15 protein-coding genes, 1 tRNA gene and 1 pseudogene are annotated in these 15,865 nt (G+C 59.5%); 5 read left to right on the top strand and 12 right to left on the bottom strand.

Going from position 1 to position 15,865, the window contains the following annotated elements; all coding sequences use genetic code 11:
- The 3 genes from BG52_RS15460 to tnpC all read left to right on the top strand — a co-directional run.
- Positions 1-718: Druantia anti-phage system protein DruA (locus BG52_RS15460; RefSeq protein WP_144340801.1), on the top strand; the 718-nt coding region annotated here is incomplete at its 5' end.
- 3 nt (positions 719-721) lie between these two features.
- Positions 722-961: a DUF6444 domain-containing protein gene (locus tag BG52_RS16825; RefSeq protein WP_223298997.1), complete on the top strand. Its 240-nt coding sequence runs from the start codon at positions 722-724 to the stop codon at positions 959-961.
- A complete protein-coding gene (tnpC, locus tag BG52_RS15455) occupies positions 946-2,070 on the top strand; it encodes an IS66 family transposase (RefSeq protein WP_081793820.1) in 1,125 nt (374 codons plus the stop codon). Before BG52_RS16825 ends, tnpC begins: the two co-directional genes overlap by 16 nt.
- Before the next feature lie 185 nt (positions 2,071-2,255).
- On the opposite strand, the gene BG52_RS11365 is transcribed toward tnpC, so the two are convergent.
- Both BG52_RS11365 and nrdR read right to left on the bottom strand, forming a co-directional pair.
- Positions 2,256-2,330 (bottom strand) — tRNA-Ala (locus BG52_RS11365).
- 217 nt (positions 2,331-2,547) lie between these two features.
- Positions 2,548-3,024, bottom strand: coding sequence for a transcriptional regulator NrdR (gene nrdR, locus BG52_RS11360; protein WP_036580692.1), 477 nt, complete (start codon positions 3,022-3,024; stop codon positions 2,548-2,550).
- 146 nt (positions 3,025-3,170) lie between these two features.
- Between nrdR and BG52_RS11355 the strand changes: the two genes are divergently transcribed.
- Positions 3,171-3,407, top strand: a complete 237-nt coding sequence (locus BG52_RS11355; RefSeq protein ID WP_036580689.1) for an alpha/beta-type small acid-soluble spore protein — start codon at positions 3,171-3,173, stop codon at positions 3,405-3,407.
- 97 nt (positions 3,408-3,504) lie between these two features.
- Here the strand turns inward: BG52_RS11355 and BG52_RS11350 are convergent, their stop codons facing one another.
- The 6 genes from BG52_RS11350 to BG52_RS11325 form a co-directional block, all read right to left on the bottom strand.
- Positions 3,505-4,071 carry a lytic transglycosylase domain-containing protein gene (locus BG52_RS11350; protein WP_036580686.1) on the bottom strand — a complete coding sequence of 189 codons (567 nt, stop codon included), beginning with the start codon at positions 4,069-4,071 and terminating at the stop codon, positions 3,505-3,507.
- Positions 4,068-4,667, bottom strand: coding sequence for a dephospho-CoA kinase (gene coaE / locus BG52_RS11345; protein WP_036667289.1), 600 nt, complete (start codon positions 4,665-4,667; stop codon positions 4,068-4,070). Before coaE ends, BG52_RS11350 begins: the two co-directional genes overlap by 4 nt.
- A gap of 10 nt (positions 4,668-4,677) precedes the next feature.
- Positions 4,678-5,403 carry an MntP/YtaF family protein gene (locus BG52_RS11340; RefSeq protein ID WP_223298996.1) on the bottom strand — a complete coding sequence of 242 codons (726 nt, stop codon included), beginning with the start codon at positions 5,401-5,403 and terminating at the stop codon, positions 4,678-4,680.
- 115 nt (positions 5,404-5,518) lie between these two features.
- A complete protein-coding gene (mutM, locus tag BG52_RS11335) occupies positions 5,519-6,394 on the bottom strand; it encodes a DNA-formamidopyrimidine glycosylase (RefSeq protein WP_036580681.1) in 876 nt (291 codons plus the stop codon).
- Between the two features lie 39 nt (positions 6,395-6,433).
- Positions 6,434-9,094, bottom strand: coding sequence for a DNA polymerase I (polA, locus tag BG52_RS11330; RefSeq protein WP_036667288.1), 2,661 nt, complete (start codon positions 9,092-9,094; stop codon positions 6,434-6,436).
- Between the two features lie 286 nt (positions 9,095-9,380).
- Positions 9,381-10,871: a DUF2515 family protein gene (locus BG52_RS11325; RefSeq protein WP_051602322.1), complete on the bottom strand. Its 1,491-nt coding sequence runs from the start codon at positions 10,869-10,871 to the stop codon at positions 9,381-9,383.
- Positions 10,872-10,976: 105 nt separating this feature from the next.
- Between BG52_RS11325 and BG52_RS16820 the strand changes: the two are divergent.
- Positions 10,977-11,075: pseudogene (locus BG52_RS16820) on the top strand (SOS response-associated peptidase family protein); the annotation flags it as partial.
- Between the two features lie 224 nt (positions 11,076-11,299).
- Here the strand turns inward: BG52_RS16820 and BG52_RS11315 are convergent.
- The 4 genes from BG52_RS11315 to BG52_RS11300 all read right to left on the bottom strand — a co-directional run.
- On the bottom strand, positions 11,300-11,587 hold the full coding sequence (locus BG52_RS11315; RefSeq protein WP_036580668.1) for a stage VI sporulation protein F: 288 nt from the start codon (positions 11,585-11,587) through the stop codon (positions 11,300-11,302).
- Between the two features lie 118 nt (positions 11,588-11,705).
- Positions 11,706-13,769, bottom strand: a complete 2,064-nt coding sequence (gene recG, locus BG52_RS11310; RefSeq protein WP_223298995.1) for an ATP-dependent DNA helicase RecG — start codon at positions 13,767-13,769, stop codon at positions 11,706-11,708.
- Positions 13,770-13,774: 5 nt separating this feature from the next.
- A complete protein-coding gene (locus tag BG52_RS11305; RefSeq protein WP_036580665.1) occupies positions 13,775-14,629 on the bottom strand; it encodes a DegV family protein in 855 nt (284 codons plus the stop codon).
- A 23-nt stretch (positions 14,630-14,652) separates the two neighbouring features.
- The coding region (locus BG52_RS11300; protein WP_397310981.1) for a DAK2 domain-containing protein at positions 14,653-15,865 on the bottom strand (1,213 nt) is incomplete at its 5' end.

Here is a 15,865-nt window from a genome sequence, read left to right as displayed (position 1 = left end):
TCGTTTGCCCGCCGCTCGTTCCGTCTGCATTGGGAATTCGGTTCGCCACCGTACACCTGTTGCTCATTCTACTGCAGACATCGTAAGTTCACTTCGCGATCTTTCTCCGCTGCGCATCGATAGGGTTCGTGATGCGGCAGCCTCAAAATTATTCAAGCATCTGCTTGCGGAATACCACTATCTCGGGTATAGCGGCACGGTCGGCGAAAATATGAAATATATGGTCTATGACCGTCTGCAGCGTCCGCTTGCTTGTTTGCTCTTCGGTTCCGCAGCCTGGAAGGTCGCTTCCCGTGATGAATGGATCGGTTGGAAGCCATCGTTACGGCAAATGAACCTGCCGTTTCTCACCAATAACATGAGATTTCTTATCTTGCCGTGGGTCCTTGTCCCCCATTTAGCCAGTCACATTCTCGCAAGTATTGCCCGGCGCATCAGCGACGACTGGACCGAGCGGTACGGACACCCCATTTACTTGCTGGAGACGTTCGTGGAACAGGATCGATTCCGCGGCACTTGCTATCGAGCCGCCAACTGGATACGCGTCGGTCAGACCCAAGGCCGAAGCCGCAACGATACCGACCGTACGTTGAAAGTGCCTCGTCGGTCAGACCCAAGGCCGAAGCCGCAACGATACCGACCGTACGTTGAAAGTGCCTGTCAAAGACGTCTATCTCTATCCGCTTATTCCCCATGTGCGAGAGGTGCTGAGTCGTGAAACGTGAACAGATCCTCAAAGCCTGCAAAGAAAATCCTGAAAGTATCGTTGAGCTCGTTACGAATCTGCTCGCCTCCGTCGTCGGACGGTTACAAGAAACCGCAGCCGAAAAGCCTTCGTGTCAAAGGAGCACGGGCACCGGGCGGACAAACTGGTCATAAGGGCCATACGCTGGAATTTGCCGCAAACCCGGATCATCTCGTCGTTCATCCGGCGACGATTTGCTCATGCGGTTACGATTGAATCATACCCCTGTCCTCCGCCATGAGAAGCGGCAAGTTCACGACTTGCCGCCATTTCGCCTTGAAGTCACCGAACACCAGGCCGAAGTGAAATACTGCGATGCTTGTGGCAACACCGTAAAGGGAGAATTTCCGGAAGATGTCGCTGCCCCGGTTCAATACGGTCCGAAATTCCGGGCGACCGCCATCTATTTGAGTCAGTACCAGCTCCTTCCCTATGAGCGAGTGGGCGAAGTGATGGAGCATCTCTTTCATCATAAGCTCAGCGAAGGAACTCTCGTGAATGCCAACCTTTCGTTCTACAAGCAACTCGAACCGGTTGAGCGGGAAATTGTAGAGCGCCTTGTAAAGAGTACGGTTGCTCACTTCGATGAAACCGGCATTCGCGTACAAGGCAAAACCCAGTGGTGTCACGTCGCCAGTACGGACCAATATACCTATTATTTTCACCACGCCAAACGAGGTCAGGAGGCGATGGATGCAGCAGGCGTATTGCCGAATTTTCAGGGCAACGCCATTCACGACGCGTGGGCCCCGTATTTCCATTATGATCAGTGCCACCATGCCCTCTGCAACGCCCATCATCTGCGGGAACTCATCTTTGTGTTGGAGCAAGAAAAGCCGTCCTGGGCCAAGGCCATGATCAACCTGCTCCTGGAAGCCAAGGCAGCGGTGGAAGCGGGCGAAACCTTGACCTCAGATGCGATTGCCTGCTTTGCCGCTAGGTACGATCGCATCCTGGAAGTGGGACGTTTGGAAGATGCGAAACAGAATCCGCCAATCGAGCAGCCTACCGGTAAACGGGGAAAACCAAAGCAGAGCAAACCGAAGAACTTGCTGGATCGTCTTGGGGAACATCGGTTGGCGGTACTGACCTTTTTATGCGACCTCAGCGTACCTTTCGACAATAACCAAGCCGAACGGGATGTGCGGATGGTCAAGGTGCAGCAAAAAATTTCGGGCACGTTCCGGAGTGAGCAAGGAGCCAAAGTATTTTTCCGCATTCGCAGCTACATCTCCACGGCCAAGAAACAAGCACACTCCATCATCGATGCCATTGAACAAGCGATTCGGGGGAAGCCATTCATGCTTCCTACACAAAACCCATAATTTTGTTCTCGCTATCTGAGGGGTGCGGAGCACCCCTTATTGGTGTTGCGTTGAACCGGGTACCTGAATAGTTACGATGACAAAAACATATCATACAATGGTGACTCCGCACTTATAGATTTATTAACGAAAGAATACATATAGCAACAAAAAAAGTCCTCCTAGTAAGGACTTGATTTATTATATGGTGGAGCGTAAGGGATTCGAACCCTTGACCTTTTCGCTGCCAGCGAAACATTCTCCCACTGAACTAACGCCCCTAGTAACGATAAAATTAATATTATCATATTCTTGATTACAAAACAAGCACGCCGTGCCCTAGCGTTTTGTTAGTAAGTACCGGCAAGCTAAGCGGCAGCCGCCTGAGTTGGGCCAAGCGCATCAGCCCCATCGGGGTCCGAGGCGGCAACGGGCCATTCTCGGCCTGACTGCCGCGCAGCATAGCGGTCAAACGATTTTTGCCGTGTTCAAAGCAGCTCAGCCTTTGTTATCCCCAAGCGTATGCTTGGACAACAGGTTGTTCAGCTCCTTCATAAACATATTGATGTCCTTGAACTGCCGGTACACGGACGCAAAGCGCACGTAGGCGACCTCGTCGACGGGATAGAGCTGCTCCATGACGAATTCGCCGATTTCCCGGCTTTCGACCTCGGCGTTGGCAGTCGTGCGGATCTCCTTCTCGACCTCGGAGACGATGACCTCCAGCCGCTCCACCGACACCGGACGCTTCTCGCAGGCCCGGATGAGGCCGCGGAGGATTTTGTCGCGGCTAAATTCCTCGCGGCTTCCGTCCTTCTTGATGACGATCAGCGGCGTCTCCTCGATCATCTCGAACGTCGTGAACCGGCGGTTGCACTTCTCGCACTCGCGGCGGCGGCGGATCGATTTGTTCTCGTTGGCCGGCCGTGAATCAAGCACCTTCGTGCCGGAATAATCGCAATATGGACATTTCATCGGTTCGCTAACCCTCCATTCGGATGCTCGACCGGCCGGGATACTCCCTTGCTTGTCGATATGGGATTAATTCCCCATCCGTTTCCGTAATGATCTTCGAAAATACGAGCATAATACTGTTACCAACCGCAAGGAGGTGAACTGCAATGTCTGGAGGAGGAAACAGTGGAGGCAACCGCAACAACAATACTTTGGTCGTTCCGCAAGCGACTTTCGCTTTGGACCAACTGAAGTTTGAGGTTGCTCAAGAGCTGGGTATCGCCATTCCGCAAGACGGTTACTACGGTAACATGGCTACCCGTGACGCCGGCTCCCTCGGGGGAATGATCACCCGTAAGCTGGTCGAACTCGCCGAGTCACAACTCGCCGGTCAATTCCGTTAATATTCCTTAGGCTTACTATCAAGAGCTTTGGCGCAGCATGCCGACAAGGCGTCTGCGCCGAAGCTTTTTCTCGTGATCCCCGGATCGGGAAACGGATTCATAAGGTCGGATAAATCGTTTTGTATTTATTATAATAGTACATCACGCGTTGTACATAGTGTCTCGTCTCGCCGAACGGAATGGTGTCGCTCGTCTCGCTTCTGCCGTCCCAGACGCCTTTGTTCAACCAGCCGCGGACATTGCCCGGACCCGCGTTGTAAGCCGCGACCGCAGCCACCGGATTGCCGCCGAACTGCTTGTACAGCGAATGAAGATACCAGGCGCCAAGCTCGATTCCGACGTCCGCCCGCTCGCGGATATCGTCCAGAGACACGTTGCTGAACTCCGCCCGCTCGATAATCCATTGTGCCGTTTCCGGCATGATCTGCATAATGCCCAGCGCGCCCTTGCTGGACACTTTACCGGTCCGGAAATTGGTCTCCGTCCGGATAATCGCAGCAACGAGGTAAGGATCGACATCGTTGTTTTCCGCGCTCACCGTAATGTCCTCGCTGTACCGAATCGGATACATCAGCCTGCCAATCCAGGACGAATTGATGAACAGCAGCGCAAGCAGCGCGGCACAAAGCGCAAGCAGCACCCTTTTTTTCCGCAGCCAGCTCATGCACGGCCCAACTCGTTCCAAAAAGCTTCGACCTGCCGCTCGGTTTCGGTGATCGTGCCGCTGTTGTCGATCACCCAATCGGCCAGCGATTTTTTCCGCTCGATGTCCATTTGCGCCTCGATCCGCTGCAGCGCCTGCTCCCGGGTCAATCCCGGGTTGCGGCTCAGCAGCCTTGCCAATTGCACCTGGCGGGGCACGTACACAACGAGCACGCCGCCGTATAAATCCTGTTGATTCGTTTCGTACAGCAGCGGGATATCCGCCACGATCAGCCGCCCGGGCTCGTCCGCTTTGGTCCGGTTCATCTGCTCCCACATGCGTGTGCGGATCGCCGGATGCAAAATGGACTCGAGCGTCCGGAGCTTATCCGAATCCGCGAACGCGATCTCCCCGAGCTTGGCCCGGTTCAGCGTGCCGTCCTCATGCAGGATGACTTGTCCGAACACGCCTGCAACGGCTGCCAAAGCCGGTTCGCCAGGAAGCACGACCTCCCTGGCGACCCGGTCGGCATCGACGAGCAACGCGCCGCGGCTTGCGAGCATGGCGCCGACCGTGCTTTTGCCGCAGGCGATCCCGCCGGTCAATCCGATGATCATTTCCTTCACCTCATAACAATCTAGTAATGCCCATTACGATCAATATTAATCCCGGCAGGACCGACATCGCCCGCATCCCGCGCCAATCGGCAAACCTTAACCCGACCCGCATCCCCGTAAGCAGGAAAAGGCCGCTTGAGGCCGCGATGAATCCCGCCGTCAAGAGCGGCGAGAAACCGAGCATTGCCGCCCCCAGCCCCGCGCCGAGCGCATCCAGCGACAAGGCAACGCCCAGCAGCAGCGCTTCCGACGGGGAAATGATGCCTGAGCGGTCAACGTCGGCCGCCTGCGGAGTCCGCAAAATCTGAATGACGAGCCCGAACCGTTTCAGCTCGATTTTCATCAATGTCGCGACGGCAGCCGCAGACGAGCCCCTCCCGGTTGAACGGGCCCCAGACGGCAACGGCAACAACGGCACTGTCTCCATGTTCGCTGCCGGCTGTTCTTCCGCGATGCCGCCGGCGCGGCTGCGTCGCAGCTGATAGAGCGCCCCGCAGCCGATGACGATCAGAATGACCGCGCCGAGCGTACGCGCGAGCATCGGCGACAACCACGCCGTCAGCCATTGTCCGGCTATCATCGACAAGCCGATAACGAAGCCCGAGCATACGGCGATGATGGCGATCGAAAAGCCGGGGATGCGAATTTGGCGCAGGCCGTAGGTCACGCCCACCCCGAAGCCGTCCAGACTGACGGCGAACGCCAGCAGGAGCAGCGAAAGCAAATGCACGAGCACGCGATGTTCCTCCCCCATGGCCGGCCGCGGATTCAAGCCGCGCCGCCGGCGCCCATGTCTGTTACATCATATGCGGGAAGATCACCCATGTGCATCGTGCATGGCCTTGCGCAGCTTATCGTGCCTTGCGCGCGCCAGTCTGCGGTGCGCCTTTCTTGCCGCGAAAAGGCGGTTGGCAGGTATGGCAGTAATGCGTGCCGCGCCCGCCGAGCACCGTCTTCTCGATCGCCGAGCCGCAGCGGCTGCACGGTTCGTTCTTGCGGCCGTATACGAGCAGCGAATGCTGGAACATCCCCATCTCACCCTGGCCGTTCACATATGATTTAATCGACGAGCCGCCGGCTTCGACGGCTCTGCCGAGCGTATCACGTATGGCCCGGAACAACCGCTCCCATTCGTCCTTCTCCAGCGAGTCGGCGGGCCGCTCCGGGTGTATTCCGGCACGGAACAGCGCTTCGTCGACATAAATGTTGCCCAATCCGACGACATACGTCTGATTCAGCAGCAGCGGCTTGATCGGACCGGGTCGCCGGCCCAGCAGCCTGCGGAGCGATTCAAGCGTAAACGAATCGTCCAGCGGCTCCAGTCCAAGTTTATTCAGAGGCGGGCTGTCCAATTCCTCTCCCGGCAAAAATACGTGCATCGTCCCGAACTGCCTGACATCCTTATACCGGAGCTCCGTGCCGTCGGTAAAGTGGAAGATCACGTGCGTATGTTTCTCCACTGGTTCATCGCTGCGGTACAGACCGTACCGGCCCTCCATCCGCAGATGCGATACAAGCGTAAGCCCGTCCAGCAGCAGCCGCAAAAACTTACCGCGCCGCTCCACGGTTACGATCGTTCTTCCGGCAAGCAGATCGGCGAATTGCTCCGGCTCGGCCGGCCGCTGAATGATGCGCGGCAACGAGACGGTTACGCGATCGATCGTCTTGCCCGCCACCAGCTCGTTCAACGTGCGGCGGACCGTTTCTACCTCCGGCAATTCCGGCATGTTGTCATCACCCTACCCCATTATACCTCAAAAATCGCGTTATTTCGCCTCATACCAGTTAACGCCGTAGTTGACATCCGCCTTCAGCGGCACATCCAGCTCGATGGCGGACTCCATCACGTCCGGCACAAGCTTTCGCATCGTCTCCAGCTCGTCCTCCGGCACCTCGAATACAAGTTCGTCATGCACCTGAAGCAGCATCCGCGACCGCAAGCCGCGCTCCCGCAGCTCGCGGTCCATTTTCACCATCGCCAGCTTGATGATGTCAGCCGCCGTCCCCTGGATCGGCGTGTTCATGGCCGTCCGTTCCGCAAACGAACGGAGGTTGAAGTTGGATGCCTTGATCTCCGGCAAATAACGCCGCCGCTCCAGCAGCGTGGTGACGTAGCCGTCCTCGCGGGCCTTGATCACGATATCGTCCATATATTTGCGAACGCCCCGGAACGCGGCAAAATATTGCTCGATGAAGCTGCCCGCTTCCTTGCGCGTAATTTTCAGGTTCTGCGACAAGCCGAAATCGCTGATGCCGTACACGATCCCGAAATTAACTGCTTTGGCCGCGCGGCGCATGTTGCCGTCCACCTGGCCGGCTTCGACGCCGAACACGTCCATGGCTGTCTTCGTATGGATGTCCATATCGGTCCGAAACGCCTCGGTCAGTCCCTCGTCGCCCGAAATATGAGCTAGCACCCGCAGCTCAATCTGTGAATAATCCGCCGCGAGCATGTACCAGCCTTTCTCCGAAGGTACGAACGCCTTGCGGATTTTGCGGCCCTCCTCCAGCCGGATCGGAATGTTCTGCAGGTTCGGGAATTGACTGCTCAGCCTGCCCGTCGCCGCAATCGTCTGCCGATAGTAGGTATGAACCTTGCCGGTTTCCTTGCGGATTTCCTTCAGCAGCCCCTCCACATAGGTGGACTGCAGCTTGGCCAATTGGCGGTAATCCAGAATGAGCCGCACCATCTCGTGATAGGGCGCCAGCTCCTCCAGCACCTCGGCATCGGTCGAGTAGCCGGTTTTCGTCTTCCTTTTGGCCGGGAGCCCCAGCTTGTCGAACAGAATTTCACCCAACTGCTTGGTGGAATTGATGTTGAATTCCATGCCCGCATGCCCGTAAATGCCGAGCATCAGGCCGGAAATATTCTTCTCTAGCTCTTTGCCGAGCGCCGCAATCACCTCCGCGTCCACAACGATGCCCTGCAGCTCCATCCCGCAGAGCACGTCGGAAAGCGGCTGCTCCAGCTCGTAATACAGCTTGTTCATACCGTTCTTCTCGAGCTCTTCCTTCTGCTTCGGCGCCAGCAGCCGCACCGCTTCCGCCTTGAGCGCCAGATGCGCGCACAGCTTGTCGACGGCCGGAACCGCGAATTTGGCGCCTTTGCCGTACACGTCCTCGTCGGACGCCACACCCTGCAGGCCGTAACGGGCGCACAGCCCAACGAGCGAATAGTTCGCTTCGGTCGGGTCGAGCAAATAAGCGGCCAGCAGCGCATCGAACGAAGCGCCGGCCAGCTCGATGCCGTGCCAGGACAGCACCAGCGCGGCCTTATGCAAATCGTAGCCTTCCTTGCGCGCTTCGGGATCCGCCAGCCAATCGCGCAGCGGAGCCGCACCGTCGGCTTGCAGCACCTCGAACGGCATGGCGTACAGGACGCCCTCGCACGCCAGCGCCAGACCGAGCGGCGTCGCGATATGCGGATTCTCGCCCGCCGCTTCAAAGTACAACGCGCGCACGCCGGACAGCTTGTCCGCCGTAAGCACCGACACCGTCCCCGCATCCAGCATAACGACGTTCAGCTCCGCGGCCGCTTCCGCCGCTGCCTCCGCCGTCGCCCCGCCGGCAGGCAGGTCGAGCCGTTCGAGCAGCGAACGGAACTCCAGCTTGCGGAATGCCTCGGACAAAGCAACCCGGTCGTAACCGTTGTAGGCGATCTCCTCCGTTCCGCGATCCAGCGGAACTTCCCGGAAGATCGTGGCGAGCTTTTTGCTCATGATCGCGTCGTCCTTATGCTGCTCGACCTTCTCCTTCATTTTGCCCTTCAGCTCGTCCGCGTGCGCCAGCACCTCTTCGACCGAGCCGTACTCGTGCAGCAGCTTGAGCGCAGTCTTCTCGCCGACGCCCAGGATGCCCGGAATGTTGTCGGACGCGTCGCCCATCAGCCCCTTCAGGTCGATGATCTGCTCCGGCTTCAGGCCGTACTTCTCCGCAAGCCCTTCGGGCGAGAACCGGTCGACCTCGCTGATCCCTTTGCGCGTAATCGCAATCGTCACATGCTCGGAAGCGAGCTGCAGCATATCCTTGTCGCCCGTCACGACGAGCGTTTCCTTGCCCGCTTCATCGGCCAGACGCGTCAAGGTGCCGATAATGTCGTCCGCCTCGTAGCCCGGCAGCTCGAACTGTGCGATGCCGAACGCCTTGAGCAGATCCTTCAGCACCGGGAATTGCTCCGAAAGCTCCGGCGGCGTCTTGGCACGGCCGCCCTTATATTCCGTATAGCCCTCGTGGCGGAACGTCACTTTGCCCGCATCGAAAGCAACAAGCATGTGCGTCGGGCGTTCCTCCTCGATGAGCCTAAGCAGCATGGTCGTAAATCCGTAAACGGCGTTCGTGTGCAGCCCCGATGAATTCGTAAGCGGCGGCATGGCATAGAACGCCCGGCTCGCGATGCTGTTGCCGTCGATCAATATCCACTTCTCCATAACGACACCTCACCCTGTACAATCTACCCTTTATCATAGCATAAAATAATACCCAAAAAGTGAAGCACGGCTCTGCTGCGTATGCTGGCTGCTTTTCGGGAGCCCGTAAGAAAAAAGCCTTCCGCACGTCCTGCGCGAAAAGCTTCTGCCTGATTCCGAGCGCTTGTTGTCATAATGCCTTGCGCTGCTCATCGTATGATCTCTCCAAGTTGATAGTCGCCGATCCGTCCGCAAACCATTGTGCTGCCCGGCAGATGCTTCGCCTGCTTCTTAAGACGGGCCACCGTCACGGCATCCCCTCGGCTGCTATCGCCGCCAGCTCCAGCTTGCCCAGGGCGAAGCCGTATTCATTGGTGATCTCGAAAGCTGCCGGCAGCGGAAGCGTCCGAAAATAGCGCTCGACGTGGCGGACATTTCCCGTTTCGCCTGCGAACCAGTCGCCCGGCTCCGCCGCCCCTACCTCCCGGTCCGACCACGCGTCCCCCAGGTTCGGGCTGTACAGCGGTTCGGCTCCCGGACGGAGCCGAAGACCGTCAAGCCTCGGCCGATAAGGCCGCTGGGGATGACGCTGACGCACGGGCGCGAACAGCTCCGGCGCGTAATCGGCCCGCGAGGCGGTATGGCGAACCGCTTTGGCGAACCGGTGCACGCCTTTGCGGATTGCCGGGATGCCGAACAGCAGCGCGTACAGCCGTTTACCGAATTCGATCCGTTCCCGCAGACTGTCGAAGTCCTCCAGAATGAGGCCGGCTAGCCGGAGGCCTTCGCCGGTGCCGATGTTCCTTTCACGCCCGAACACGATGGGAGCGCTGCGTTCGCCGATTGGAAAATCGACTCCGTACGGGAAGACGACCTGATTCAGCTGCAGCAGCGACTGCAGGCCGAAAAACATCGTGTCGAGCACGCTTTGCCGGAACATCGGGTTCCGGACGACCCGCTTCTCGATGTAATGCTGCTCATTGACGATCAGCGCGACCGTGAGCGGAACGGGATCTTGTTTGCGGCCGAACTGCTTCAATACGGGGACCATAAAGCTGGATACGCCGAGCGCGGGCAGCAGCCCAGACAAATCGCGGCCCAGCCGTTTGCCCTCCTCGTACAGCAGCAATTGCGGGTAAGCATCGTGAAAAATAAGCGCGTTCGCCCGTTCCAGCATGAGGAACGTCGCCTCCCGCTGTTCGAGGCCGAGCAGCCGCGGCAGCATCTCGCCCTGCAGGTCGCTCATATTCCAACCGCCGTTGCGCGACACCATGTGAGCCAGCAACGCCCAATGCAGCTCGGGAGTGCGAAAATATATGGCGCGGTAAGCCTCCGTGCGCGTCACGTTGTTGCGGTTCAGCTGCCGCGTCCGCTCGCGAACGCGGTGAAGGATGGCCCGCTCCCGTTCGCCGAGCGTCGGCGTCGGCAGCAGAGGCAGCCCCGGCAATAGCGCCGAGCTCCACGCACCGCCTGCTCCCGGGGCGCTGGCAACGCCGGAGGCTCCGCCCTTGTCGGCATGCCCCGGCGTTCCCGGTTCATGCTGCGCCGCCTCCATCAGGGCGTTCGCCTCCGCTGTGGCGTCCCCTGCCTGTTTCGCCCACGCCTCCTTCAGCTCCCGCACCGCCTGCTCCAACAGGCGCAAGCGCTCGGCGGATTTGACCATGCGCCTGCTGGCGGCGTAAGCCTCCCACTTGTCTGCCGTGTAACGCACGAACGCCATCGGCCACACGGCAAGGCGCGCCAATCGACGGGTAACCTGCCGCGCTTTCTTTAGCCGGTCGCCGGCATCGCTCATCATCAAATCCCCTTCCGTCCAGGCGGTTCGCCATTCGGCCGGCGATAGCACCAGTATTTGTATCTACCCGCAGGTTATTCCCGAACCGGAGACGTCGTGCGGGATATTTCCGAAACCGCTGCGGGCAAGCCGGCCTTTCGGCAGGCGTTTCAGCGGAAGCGATGTGATCTTCCGGCCGATGGATTCTATGAATGGCGCAAGGACGGCGAGTTTGAAGCCTATCCCGTAGATGCGGCGGTCGGCAGCGTCAAGCATAATGGACCGTCCTGCATCCGCTTCCCAGATGCCTGATGGGACGTTGAGTCCCGGCAATGCTCACCCGGCGGTAGACAACGGATCTGCGCCTCTACCTCTCAGCACCGCACAAAAAAGAGGCTTCTCCACCGCCATCCGCTGATGACGACGGGAGAAGCCTCTTTTCACTGTCCGCGCTATCGAAACATGCCCCAAAGCTTGAGCAGATGAAACGTATTGTTCGGATCGATACGCTGCCCGACGATAAACGAAACGATCTGATCGGTTTCCACATCCGCAAGCGGCTCGTTCAGGATGACCGCAGCCGATTTCACCATTCGCTTCACCTTGGGCCGGTCCTGAAGATCGGCCCTCGTGATGCCGTGCACCAATCCTTTGACCCGATCCTTGACGGCCGAGTTTTTCAATTTCACTTTCACGCGCCCGACCAGCTCCGGCCGGATTCCGTATTGTTGATAGGACAAGCGTCCGCACCTCCTTCCAATTGTACGGATGCGCTTCCTGCCGCATTTGGGCGTTGCGTTGCGCATCCCAATCAGTAAAGGATATGCCGCTACTTCGCGGTTGTTGCTTGCGGGCGGATTAATCGAGCAAATCGCCTTGGAAAATGCCCTCGCGCTCCAGCCGCAAACGCAGCCCCGCATACTCGGGCAGCTGCCAGAAATCCGGCCGCGTGACGAGCTCCGCCGCGTCGTCGCGTGCCGTCTCGAGCAGCGCGAAGTCGGCGGCCATGTCCGCCACCTTGAAATCCGGCAAGCCGCTCTGCTTCGTGCCGAAAAAATCGCCAGGCCCGCGCAGCTCGAGGTCCCGGCGCGCCACCTCGAAGCCGTCGTCCGTCTCCGTCATGACGGCCATGCGCTCCTGCCCGGTCTCGGACTTCGGATCGGCCACCAGCACGCAATACGACTGGTACCCGGCCCGGCCGACGCGCCCCCGCAGCTGGTGAAGCTGGGACAGGCCGAACCGTTCGGCGTCCATGATCACCATCAGCGTGGCGTTTGGAACGTCGACGCCGACCTCGATGACTGTTGTCGCAACCAGCACATGCGTCTCCCCTGCGGCGAACGACCGCATCGCCGCCTCCTTCTCAGATGCGGACAGCCGTCCGTGCAGCAGCGCCACCCGCAAGTCCGGGAACGCCTGCTGCATCTGAACGTGAAGGTCGATCGCGTTCTGCACGTCCAGCTTGTCGGATTCCTCGATCAGCGGAGTGATGACATAGGCCTGCCGGCCTTCCCCGACCTCCCGCCTGATAAAGCCGAGCACACGGTCCATCGCGTCATGCTTGACCCAATACGTTTTGATCGGCTTGCGGCCCTGCGGCCGCTCGCGGATCGTCGAGACGTCCATATCGCCGAATGCGGTAATCGCCAACGTGCGCGGTATCGGCGTCGCGGTCATCGTCAGCACGTCGGGATTCATCCCCTTGCGCCGCAGTATACTGCGCTGGTTGACGCCGAATCGGTGCTGCTCGTCCGTCACGACAAGACCCAGGCTGCGGAAAAACACGTCCTCCTGGATCAGCGCGTGCGTGCCGACGACGATGTCGATCAGCCCCATCTGCAGGCCGGCGATAACGTCGCGCCGCTTGCGGTCGGTGAGACTGCCGGTCAGCAAACCGATCTGGACACCGTGCGGCTCCAAAAGCCGCTCCAGCGTGCGGGCGTGCTGCTCCGCCAATATTTCGGTCGGCACCATAAGCGCCCCCTGATGCCCCGACTTCACCGCCGCATACAGCGCCACGGCGGCGACGACCGTTTTGCCGGCGCCGACGTCTCCCTGCAGCAGCCTGTTCATGCACGAGGGCTGGCGCATATCGTACATGATTTCGTTGATGACCTTCTTCTGGTCGCCCGTCAATTCGAACGGCAATCCGGCCACGAAGGAACGGATCGATTCGTTGTCGGCCGTATGCGCCACGCCGTCCATTTTGTCCCGGGTCAGCGCCCGGAACGCCTGCAGCTTAAGCTGGAACAGAAACAGTTCCTCGTAAGCCATGCGGCGGCGGGCCTCCTGGCCGGCCTTCACATCGTCCGGCAAATGCATCCGCATCACGGCCTCGCGGCCGGGGATGAGCTTATGCTTTTCCGTCAGGGCATGGGGAAGCACCTCCGGGATCATCGCGCCGTATTGGTCGAGCGCCTGCTTGATCGTCTTCCGCATCCAGGCCTGCGTAATCGCCCCGCCGACCGAATACACCGGTTGGAGCGTGCCCGTCTTGGCCGTTCCCTTGTCGGGAAACTCCGAGTCGGATACGGTCAGCTGGCGACGGTGCTGATCCCATTTGCCGGTCAGCGTAATTTCGCGTCCGGGCATAAGCTGCTCCTGAAGAAACGGACGGTTGAACCAAACCGCCGTAACGAGCAAGTGCTCCACCGCCGCCCTGCAGGAAAGGCGCGACTTGCCGCGGCCGTACCGCTGCAGCGAAGGGGCGCTCATAATTTTGCCCTGCACCGTCGCTTTCTCGCCGTCCTTCACCTCGGCAAGGGAGCGCAGCCGGTAATCCTCGTAGCGGAACGGGAAATATTCGAGCAAATCCGCCACCGACACAATGCCAAAGGCGTGAAGCTCTTGTTGCTTGGGAGCGCTCACGCCTTTGATTTGCCGGACGGCGATGTCATGCAATGCCGTCGTCGTCATCATCATTTGAATCACACCCTATACATAAACACGGCCGCCGTTCCGGGCCCGACATGGGTGCCGATCACGGCGCCGAGCGTCGTGTAATGCACATCCTGCACATTGAACCGGTTCTGGACCAAGGCGAGCAGCTCCTTCGCCGGCTCGTCCAACTTGCTCCACGCAATCGCAACGTTCACCGGATCGCTGCCGAAGTCGGGCTCGAGCAGCTCGACGATGCGCTGCATCGCTTTCTTCGACCCCCGAACCTTGTCCACCGGGGCCACCACGCCCTCTTTATCGATCGACAGAATCGGCTTAATATTCAGGATCGAGCCGAACAACGCCGCCGCCTTGCCGATGCGGCCGCCCCGCTGCAGATACTCCAGCGTATCCACGAGGAAATATAGCTTCAGGTCGCGCGACAGCCGGTCGATCTCAGCCAAAACGTCCGTTTTCGAGCGGCCTTCCTTGGCGCGCTCCGCCGCGCGGACCGCGATCGCGCCAAAGCCGTAGGAAGCCGACTTGGTGTCGATGACCGTGATGTCGGCGTCGGACTTCATCATGGAGCGTCCGATCATCGCCGATTGATAAGTGCCGCTGAACTTCGAGCCAAGATGGATGGAAATGATCTGAGCGTCAGGCGTTTCCCTTAAGATCCGCTCATAGGCTTCCTGGAAATCGAGCGGTGAAGGCTGCGATGTCGTCGGCAGCACAGACGAGGATGCCAGTTTGTCATAGAAGTCGTCTGCTTCGATCGTGACGCCGTCCAAAAATTGCTCCTCGCCGAAATGAACCTTCAGCGGCACCATCCCGATACCCAGCCGCTCCCGAAGCTCCTGCGAAATATCGGCCGTGCTGTCCACTACGATTTTAACCGCGCACACGCGCTCCGCCTCCCCATTAACCGTTATTCTACCGCTATCAAATATGGATACAACGGCTGTCCGCCCGAATGTACCTCGAGTTCGGCCTCCGGAAATTCGGACGAAATCCACTCCACAAGCCCGTCCGTCTCTTCTTCCACAGAGCCTTCTCCGGTCAGGATGGTCACGAGCTCGCCGCCGCCCTCTTCCATCATCCGGGACAGCAGCGTCCGGCAAGCCTCCTGCAGGCTCGCCGAGGACGAGACGATTTCTTTATCCATAATGCCGATATATTCGCCGCTGCGAATCGTCAGTCCGCCCATCTCCGTGTCGCGGACCGCCAGCGTCACCTGGCCGGACAGAACCGACTCCGCCGCCTGCTTCATGCGCTCGGTGTTCCGCGCGGGCGTTTCCGCCTCGTTAAAAGCCAGCAAGGCGGCCATTCCTTGCGGAATCGTCCGCGTAGGCACAACTGTGACGCTGCGTTCGCTGAGCTCGGCAGCCTGCTGCGCCGTCAAAATAATGTTGGCGTTGTTCGGCAGCAGATAGATATGCTCGGCGCAGAGCGAAGCGATTGCCTGGACGAAATCCTCGGTGCTCGGATTCATCGTCTGCCCGCCGGACAGTACGATGTCGACCTCGTTCTCGCGGAAAATGTTGGAGATCCCTTCTCCCATCGCGACCGCCACTATGCCGTACGGCGCATATTCGTGTACATGCTCGGGGGGTACTCCCTGCACCGGCGCGCCGCCGGTCAGCACCTCGGGCGCCGCAAGCCCGGTCTCCGCCAGAATGGCATGCGGCGCTCGCAGCTCCGCATCGGCGGTCTCGTCGTAAACCGTACCGTCGTGATCAAGCAGATCGCGATGCTGCTCCCGCATATTAAGAATACGGATGTCGGTCAGCTCGCCGTACGGAAGCGCCATGTTCAGCACGTCGCCCGGCTTGCGGGAATGGACGTGCACCTTGATGAATTCGTCGTCCGAAATGACGACGATCGAATCGCCGTCCTTCGCAAGTGCGCGCTTGAACCAGCTTTCGTCGAACTTCATCGGCGACGGCTTGCCCAGCCTCCGGTTGATGAAAAACTCCATATCGTACAGGAATTCGATCGATTCCGTCGCCAGGCGCGATTGCGCCGAACCTGCGGATGCCGCGCCCCCTCCAGGTGCCACGCGAGGCTTGCCCGCCGCCGCAGGATAAACGACGCCCCTGTCGGGTACGGCCGGCGGCGCCGCCGCCGAAGCCGGGGGCAGC

The organism is Paenibacillus darwinianus (assembly GCF_000598065.1).
GTDB lineage: Bacteria > Bacillota > Bacilli > Paenibacillales > Paenibacillaceae > Paenibacillus_I > Paenibacillus_I darwinianus.
This window is presented reverse-complemented; position numbering and strand designations above follow the sequence as displayed.

What these genes read in the sequence shown, in the direction of transcription:
- tnpC (WP_081793820.1), top strand. Translation starts at nt 946, where the DNA reads ATGCGGTTACGATTGAATCATACCCCTGTCCTCCGCCATGAGAAGCGG.
- nrdR (WP_036580692.1), bottom strand. Translation starts at nt 3,024, where the DNA reads ATGAAATGTCCATATTGCGATTATTCCGGCACGAAGGTGCTTGATTCA.
- BG52_RS11355 (WP_036580689.1), top strand. Translation starts at nt 3,171, where the DNA reads ATGTCTGGAGGAGGAAACAGTGGAGGCAACCGCAACAACAATACTTTG.
- BG52_RS11350 (WP_036580686.1), bottom strand. Translation starts at nt 4,071, where the DNA reads ATGAGCTGGCTGCGGAAAAAAAGGGTGCTGCTTGCGCTTTGTGCCGCG.
- coaE (WP_036667289.1), bottom strand. Translation starts at nt 4,667, where the DNA reads ATGATCATCGGATTGACCGGCGGGATCGCCTGCGGCAAAAGCACGGTC.
- mutM (WP_036580681.1), bottom strand. Translation starts at nt 6,394, where the DNA reads ATGCCGGAATTGCCGGAGGTAGAAACGGTCCGCCGCACGTTGAACGAG.
- polA (WP_036667288.1), bottom strand. Translation starts at nt 9,094, where the DNA reads ATGGAGAAGTGGATATTGATCGACGGCAACAGCATCGCGAGCCGGGCG.
- BG52_RS11325 (WP_051602322.1), bottom strand. Translation starts at nt 10,871, where the DNA reads ATGATGAGCGATGCCGGCGACCGGCTAAAGAAAGCGCGGCAGGTTACC.
- recG (WP_223298995.1), bottom strand. Translation starts at nt 13,769, where the DNA reads ATGATGATGACGACGACGGCATTGCATGACATCGCCGTCCGGCAAATC.